Below are 7,012 nucleotides of genomic sequence, written 5' to 3' on the forward strand. Positions count from 1 at the left end.
GATTCGGCATGCGTTGCTGGAAGATCCTCGTGGCGCACTCGGTGTTGTCGCAGATGAAGCGCGGTACCCGCACGTGCAGCCTCGTGGGGTGCCCGACGATCGGCAGATCGGTCACCCGCCGCTCGACGTGGTCCCGCAGCCGGCCCGCCATCCCGCACTCCGCGCAGATCGGGTCCAGTGCGACCGGGGCACAGAACAAGTGCGTGAGCTCGCCGGCCACGGCGGCGTCGGTGATGGTCACACCGAGTTCGACGGTGCGGCAGATGGTGTCGGCAAGCAGGCTGGCGGTAGCGTTCAAAGCGGGTCCTGGGTGGTTCTGGGTGCAGGTGTAGGAACCGCAATCCTCACACCCCCAGGACCCCCAAATTCTCCGCCACGCCCCGCCTCACGGAACCCCAGCTACGCACTCCGGAACCGGAAGGGCCCGATATGGTGGGGCCATGCCAGGGGTGTTCGATCGGTTGGCCGGTCAGTCCGACGTCGTGGCGGAGCTGACCGCCGCGGCGTCGGCGGCGCGTGCGCGGGTGCCGGGCCAGGGGTGGGACGAGTCGGACGCGCGGATGGTCCACGCGTGGCTGTTCACCGGTCCACCGGGGAGCGGACGGAGCGTCGCCGCCACGTGTTTCGCCGCCGCGTTGCAGTGCGAACACCCGGAGATCGTGGGCTGTGGCGAGTGCCGGTCCTGCCACACCGTGCTGGCGGGGACCCACGCGGATGTCCACCTCCTGGCTCCGCAGGGCGTCAACATCCTTCTCAAGGACGTCAAGGAGACCATCCACCGCGCCGCCAGCCGCCCCAGCACCGGTCGCTGGCAGATCGTGGTGGTGGAGGAGGCGGACCGGCTCACCGAGCAGTCCGGCAACGCGCTGCTCAAGGTGGTGGAGGAGCCGCCGAGCCGCACGGTGTTCCTGCTGTGCTCGCCCACGACGGACCCCATGGACATCATGGTCACCCTGCGGTCCAGGTCGAGGAACGTCGCGCTTCGTCAGCCGGACGCCACCGCGGTCGAGAGCGCGCTCCTCGCCGGCGGGGGGATCGACCCCGAGCGGGCGCGGTGGGCTGCGGCGGTCTCCTCCGGACACATCGGCCGCGCCCGGTGGTTGGCCACCGACGAGGCCACCCGGGATCGCCGGGACGTGGTGTTGGAGCTGCCCATGGTCATGCACAACCCCGGCCGGGCGTTCCCGCTGGCGGACCGTCTGGTCAGCGCCGCAGAGCAGGAGGCGCTCGCCCGAAATTCCCAGAACGACGAGCGTGAGGTGGAGGAACTGCGCACCGCGATGGGTGTGGGCGGCACCGGAAAAGGTGCGGTGGCGGCGGGTCGCGGCGCCGCGGGCGCGGTGAAGGAGCTGGAGAAGGCGCAGAAGTCGCGGCGGACCCGCTCCACCCGTGATTCGCTGGACCTGGCGCTGGTCGACCTGGCGGGCTTCTACCGGGACGCGCTCATGGCCGGCCTCGGAGTGGCGGACGTCGCCCCGGTTCACCCGGACAAGGCGGAGGAGTCGGCGCGCCTCGGGGGGCACTATCCGCCGGCGTCGGTGCTGAGGGCCATCGAGGCTATCCAGGAGTGTCGCGCCGCCATCGAGGTCAACGTGAAGCCGAAGTTTGCCGTGTCCGCGATGGTGGGGGCGATACGCGAGGCGCTGGGTTGACGGAGCAGAGTTGATGTACCAGGGTCGATGTACCAGGGTGGAGGCCACCCGCACCCGGGGTACCGGTCGTTTTCCGGCGGCGAGAGCCGGTCGTATATAGTTGCGTCGCCCCACAAGGGCTCGCCGCGTTAGCTCAGTCGGTAGAGCATTTCACTCGTAATGAAAAGGTCGTCGGTTCGATTCCGACACGCGGCTCAGATGGAAGAACGCCCCTGATCTCGGGAAACCGAGGGCGGGGGCGTTCTGCGTCGGAGCCCCAGTCATGTCGCGGTAGGGAGTTCCCGACTGTCCGGTCTGGGTAGACCAGGTCTCCTCAGGGCTTTCGCGCCAGAAAGCTCAGCAGCGCAGTTCCACGCGAGCGTGGCGAACGAACCAACTCTCCCACTGCTCTGGTGTCCACCCTCGTTCACGCGTCAGTCTCAACCACACGGATCTGCCGGTGAGCATCCACATCGCGTCGACGACCGCGTCGGGGGGAGGAGATCCGAGGATGAGCCCGGAGGCCCACCGCACCTCGTCCCAACGGGTGCGTTCCCGTTCTGCGAGTCGCCCCGCGGCGACGTCGTCGACGACGGCGGCCTCGTCGAGAACGTACTGGATGGCGGCCGATCGTTCGTGCGCCCCGCGCAGCCATCTCGCGCCGGCGGCCAGGCGGTCCTCGACAGCTCCCTCGCCCATCTTGACGTAGTCCGGCAACTCGCGGACGGGGGAGTTCGCGCCATCAGACGACGACAGATCAATGCAGGTGTCGAGAAGGGTGAGCTTCCCGTCGAACTGCTGGTAGACGGTCTGCCGGGTGAGGCCTGCGGCGGAGGCGACGTCGGACATCGTCGTGGCCACCCATCCCCGTTCGATGAACATCTCCCGCGCGACGTCCACCACTGCCGCCCGGTTGAGGCGAGCCCGCTCCGCACGGAGCTCCGACGAGTAGGTCCTGGCCATGATCCGAGTCTAGACAGAATTGAGTTTACGATGTGTAATGTCAATTATGGATTCAGGATTCGTCGATACGCGGCTCGGCCGGCTCCACGTCGATGTGGTCGGCGAGGGCCCGCCACTCGTGCTGTGGCACAGCATGTTCGTCGACTCGACGAGCTGGAACCGACTCGTGCCGCTGCTGAAGGGCGCCCATCGTCTCCACCTGATCGACGCACCGTCCTGCGGGAGAAGTGACCCGTTGCGCGAGGCGACGGACATCTCCGCATGTGCGGACGCCGCGATCGAGGTGCTGGAGCATGTCCGGGGGTCGTCCGGGCAGGACGGGGTCGACTGGCTCGGCAATGCGTGGGGTGGTCACGTCGGTATGGAGGTGGCCGCTCGCAGGCCCGACCTGATCCGCAGTCTCGTCGCCGTCAGCGCGCCGACTCGCCCGATTAATCGACTCCTCCGCCGCAAGGTCCGGATGCTGGTCCCGCTCTACCGGCTGATCGGGCCCCGCGGGCCGGTGAGGTCCGCGATCGAGGAGACCATCTTCACCGACCGCACCCGCGCGCACGATCCCGAGGCCGTCGAGGTGTTGCGTGGTGCGCTCGACCGGGCGGGGCGCACGGCGACGATTCGGGCCATCGAGACCGCGATCCTCAATCGTGTCGACCTGCTCTCGGCGGCACTGGAGGTGACGTGCCCGGTCCTGTTCGTCACCACCGACGACCGCGGCGAGTGGACGCCGGAGCAGGCCCGCGCGGTCGCCGCCGAGATGATCGACGCACGCGAGTCGACGGTGTCCGGGGCGCGGGTGATACCCGCGCTCGAACAGCCCGAGTCAACCTTCCTCGCCCTGGGCGAGTTCTGGGCGGGGCTGGATCGCCGCTGATGCGCGAGGTGTTCGGCCATCCTGGGGTTTCCCCGGTGGGGGACCGCCGAACCCATCGGAGCACGGCTCTGCCGATATGGCGAACACTGGCGGTGACGACGACCGCTCGCTACAGTCGAGTAACGGATTACGTAGTTAGATAGCGCGAATTGGCGTCCCCTCGACCGAAGGATCCCTGATGACTACCTCCCCTCTGCTCGTCGAGCGAGCCGACCACATCGAGACGTGGACACTCAACCTGCCGGATTCCCGGAACCCCATCTCCGATCCTGCGATCGTCGACGCCCTGTGTGACCGGGTCGCAGCGGTCAATGCCGACCATGACGTCCGGGCCGTCGTGCTCACCGGCGCCGGCTCGGCGTTCTCCGCCGGCGGCAACGTCAAGGACATGGTCGACAAGGCGGGGATGTTCGGGGGTAGCCCGTACGAGCTCCGTAACGGCTACCGGGGAGGGATCCAGCGGATCCCCCGCGCGCTGTATCACTGCGAGGTGCCGGTGGTCGCGGCCGTCAACGGCCCCGCGGTGGGCGCGGGTTGTGACCTGGCGGTGATGTGCGACCTGCGGGTGGCCTCGACCAAGGCGTGGTTCGCCGAGAGTTTCGTCCAGCTGGGGATCATCCCGGGCGACGGCGGCGCATGGCTGCTGACCAAGGCCATCGGCCCGGCCCGGGCGGCCGAGATGGCGCTCACCGGAGATCGCGTCAAGGCCGAGCAGGCCGCCGCGTGGGGGCTGGTCAACGAGGTCGTGGAGCCCGAGAACCTGCTGGAGGCGGCCCACGCCCTCGCCGCACGGGTGGCCAAGAACCCGCCGCACGCGGTGCGGATGGCCAAGAAGCTGCTCCGCGAGTCACAGCACCAGTCGCTCGAGTCGCTGCTCGAGCTCTCGGCGGCGATGCAGGCGCTCGCGCACCACACCGCCGATCACCGCGAGGCGCTCGCGGCGTTCGGGGAGAAGCGCGCAGGGGAGTACACGGGGCGCTGACCCGTCCCCGGGGCCACGCGGGGCGCTGATCCGCCCCCCGGGACTTCCCGGGGCGCTGATCCGCCCCCCGGGACTTCACGGGGCGCGGATCCGTCGCCGAGTCCATGGTCGGCCGGGGCCTCGCGTCAGCGCGGGCCCCGGTTCAGCGCAGACCCCAGGCGGTGGCGTGCCGGAGGCAGGTCTGGGCCAGCTCCTCGCTGCGCTGGACGATGAGGTCCCGCGCGGCGATGACGCCGACGGTCGCGATCGTCCGTCCCCCCTCGCGCAGTGCGACCGAGACACCGTCGCCACCGTCCACGGCCACGCCGGGGGCCGTACACACACCGGTCTCGCGGAGCTCTTCGAGCGAGGCCAGGAACCTGTCGACGAACTCCGACTCCGCAGCCGGCCGGGCGTTCAGGTAGGCCCACACGTCACGCTTCTCCCGGTCGGCCAGGAGTAGCCAGCCCGAGGAGGTCCGCAGCAGCGAGCGTCGCAACCGGTTCTCCGCGATGTAGGCGTAGTGCGCATCGGCGGCGACGTGGTCCACATAGAAGAGGTCGTCACCGACGTCGGTCGACAGGGCGGTGGTCAGACCGGTTTCAGCGTGGAGTGCGGTGAGCTGCTCCCGCGACACGGAGGTGACGGGCGGCCGACCGGCGATCACGTTGAGGAGATACGGCGCGGTCCCCAGCGTGTAGACGCGATTGCGCTCGTCGAGGTAGCCGACGGCGACCAGGCCGTTGAGCAGGCCCTGCGTGGAGCTGATCGGGGCGTCGAGGGCCTTGGCGACCGCGGTGAGGGTCAGCCCGGTTCCCGACCTGGCGACCAGTTCCATGATCGCTGCGACCCGGTCGACCATGCGGTGGCGAGGACGCTCGGGGACCTTGTCCATGCTGGGCTGCTCGGTGCGCCCGCTGTCTCCCGCATCCGGTTGCGTCATGGGGTAAGACTATCCGCCCCTGCGGGACGCACGCTGGGCATACGAGAGAGCGTAGTTCGATCCGCTATTGCGTAAAATTGCCATTCGTGCGATTCTCGAGCACGTGGTCCGGGTCACCATCCGGGCCCCGAACAGGCACACATCACACCAACCCCTTTCGAGGAGGCCCGATGCGGTCCGCACTCGCTCCACCGCCCACCCTGGCGTCGGCGGACATGGACGCCCTGCGAGTGGAGGTCCGTGACTTCCTCTCCGAAGAGATCGCCGCCGGTCGGCTCACGCCGTGGATCGACACCTGGCTCACGCGATGGGACGAGGACTTCACCCGTCGCCTCGCCGAGCGCGGCTGGGTCGGGATGGCCATCCCCACCGAGTACGGCGGACGGGGACGCACGCACCTCGAGCGCTTCGTCGTCACCGAGGAACTCCTCGCCGTCGGGGCGCCGGTCGCCGCGCAGTGGGTCGCCGACCGGCAGATCGCCCCCTCGCTCCTGCGGTACGGAACCGAGGAGCAGAAGCGCGAGTTCCTGCCCCGGATCGCAGCGGGGGAGTGTTGTTTCGGCATCGGCATGAGCGAGCCGGACTCCGGGTCGGACCTGGCCAGCGTGCGGACGAAGGGCGTCCGCGTCGACGGCGGCTGGGCGATCACCGGCACGAAGGTGTGGACCTCCGGAGCGCAGCACGCGGAGGCGTTCATCGCACTGGCCCGCACCGAACCCCTGGACACCACCGACCGCCATGCGGGACTGAGCCAGTTCATCGTCGACCTGCGCAGCGAGGGTGTCACCATCCGCCCGATCGTGTCCCTCTCGGGCGACCACCACTTCAACGAGGTGGTACTCGACGAGGTGTTCGTCCCGGACTCCCGGGTGTTCGGCACGATCGGGCAGGGATGGGAACAGGTCAACTCCGAGCTCGCCTTCGAGCGCAGCGGCCCCGAGCGGTTCCTCTCGTCCTTCCGCCTGTTCGCCGCCGAGATCGGCGCGATCGCCGAAGGGCGGTTGCCCGCGCGCACTGATCTGGGTCGCTCGGTCGCGCGGATGGCGGGGCTGCACGCCCTGAGCCAGAACATCGCCGGGGCGCTGCAACGCGGGGAGCCCGCGGACAACGCCGCTGCACTGATCAAACTCCTGGGCACCACCACCGAGGGTGACATCGTCGATGTGGTCTCCACCCGGCTCGGCGACGAGTTCACACCCGGTGACGGTGACGGGGGAGCGGCCGCGTCCGAACTCACCGACCTCCTGCGTGCCGGACTGCACCAGCGGCCCGGCTTCACCCTGCGGGGCGGGACCAACGAGATTCTGCGCGGCGTGATCGCGCGGGGACTGGGGATGCGATGAGTACGGGGACAGCGGCGGCCGGCGACGGCGTGGAGAGCGTCGGACTCGAGATCGACCAGGACCTCGAGTCAATGATGGCCGACGTGCTGGCGCAGTTCTCCGGCCCCACCGCCCGGCCCGATGCAGCGGCCGTGTGGCAGTCCCTGTCCGAGGTGGGGCTCGGCCGCCTCACGGCCCCCGAGGACACCGGCGGCAGCGGCGCGGGGTGGGCCGAGGCCGCCTCTCTGCTGCGCTTGTCCGCCTCCGCCGGGGTCGCGGTCCCGTTCGCGGAGACCGACCTCGTCGTCGGACCCCTGCGCC

Annotated in this window: 8 protein-coding genes and 1 tRNA gene; 6 read left to right on the top strand and 3 right to left on the bottom strand. The window is 69.6% G+C overall.

The genetic code is table 11. The annotated features are described in order from the left end of the window. The coding region (locus G6022_RS10075) for a transposase family protein (RefSeq protein ID WP_182691489.1) at nucleotides 1-298 on the bottom strand (298 nt) is incomplete at its 3' end. Nucleotides 299-440: 142 nt separating this feature from the next. Between G6022_RS10075 and G6022_RS10080 the strand changes: the two genes are divergently transcribed. Together G6022_RS10080 and G6022_RS10085 are read left to right on the top strand one after the other, a co-directional pair. Beyond that, nucleotides 441-1,652, top strand: coding sequence for a DNA polymerase III subunit delta' (locus G6022_RS10080; protein WP_182609909.1), 1,212 nt, complete (start codon nucleotides 441-443; stop codon nucleotides 1,650-1,652). Between the two features lie 122 nt (nucleotides 1,653-1,774). Beyond that, nucleotides 1,775-1,847: transfer RNA gene (locus tag G6022_RS10085), tRNA-Thr, on the top strand. 141 nt (nucleotides 1,848-1,988) lie between these two features. Here G6022_RS10085 and G6022_RS10090 read toward each other — a convergent pair. Next, nucleotides 1,989-2,594 carry a TetR/AcrR family transcriptional regulator gene (locus tag G6022_RS10090; protein ID WP_182609910.1) on the bottom strand — a complete coding sequence of 202 codons (606 nt, stop codon included), beginning with the start codon at nucleotides 2,592-2,594 and terminating at the stop codon, nucleotides 1,989-1,991. Nucleotides 2,595-2,640: 46 nt separating this feature from the next. On the opposite strand from G6022_RS10090, the gene G6022_RS10095 reads away from it, so the two are divergent. Next, the gene (locus G6022_RS10095; protein WP_182609911.1) at nucleotides 2,641-3,465 is read left to right on the top strand and encodes an alpha/beta hydrolase; all 825 of its coding nucleotides are present in this window, start codon (nucleotides 2,641-2,643) and stop codon (nucleotides 3,463-3,465) included. Between the two features lie 178 nt (nucleotides 3,466-3,643). Then, nucleotides 3,644-4,447: a crotonase/enoyl-CoA hydratase family protein gene (locus tag G6022_RS10100; RefSeq protein WP_179524444.1), complete on the top strand. Its 804-nt coding sequence runs from the start codon at nucleotides 3,644-3,646 to the stop codon at nucleotides 4,445-4,447. Between the two features lie 142 nt (nucleotides 4,448-4,589). Here the strand turns inward: G6022_RS10100 and G6022_RS10105 are convergent, their stop codons facing one another. After that, the gene (locus G6022_RS10105) at nucleotides 4,590-5,288 is read right to left on the bottom strand and encodes a helix-turn-helix domain-containing protein (RefSeq protein ID WP_107748977.1); all 699 of its coding nucleotides are present in this window, start codon (nucleotides 5,286-5,288) and stop codon (nucleotides 4,590-4,592) included. A gap of 251 nt (nucleotides 5,289-5,539) precedes the next feature. On the opposite strand from G6022_RS10105, the gene G6022_RS10110 reads away from it, so the two are divergent. After that, entirely contained in the window at nucleotides 5,540-6,712 is a 1,173-nt protein-coding gene (locus G6022_RS10110; protein ID WP_182639310.1) for an acyl-CoA dehydrogenase family protein, read from the top strand. Next, nucleotides 6,709-7,012: acyl-CoA dehydrogenase family protein (locus G6022_RS10115; RefSeq protein WP_347238167.1), on the top strand; the 304-nt coding region annotated here is incomplete at its 3' end. The genes G6022_RS10110 and G6022_RS10115, both read left to right, overlap by 4 nt.

The sequence above is a fragment of the Dietzia sp. Cai40 genome (genome assembly GCF_014145165.1).
Lineage (GTDB): Bacteria > Actinomycetota > Actinomycetes > Mycobacteriales > Mycobacteriaceae > Dietzia > Dietzia natronolimnaea.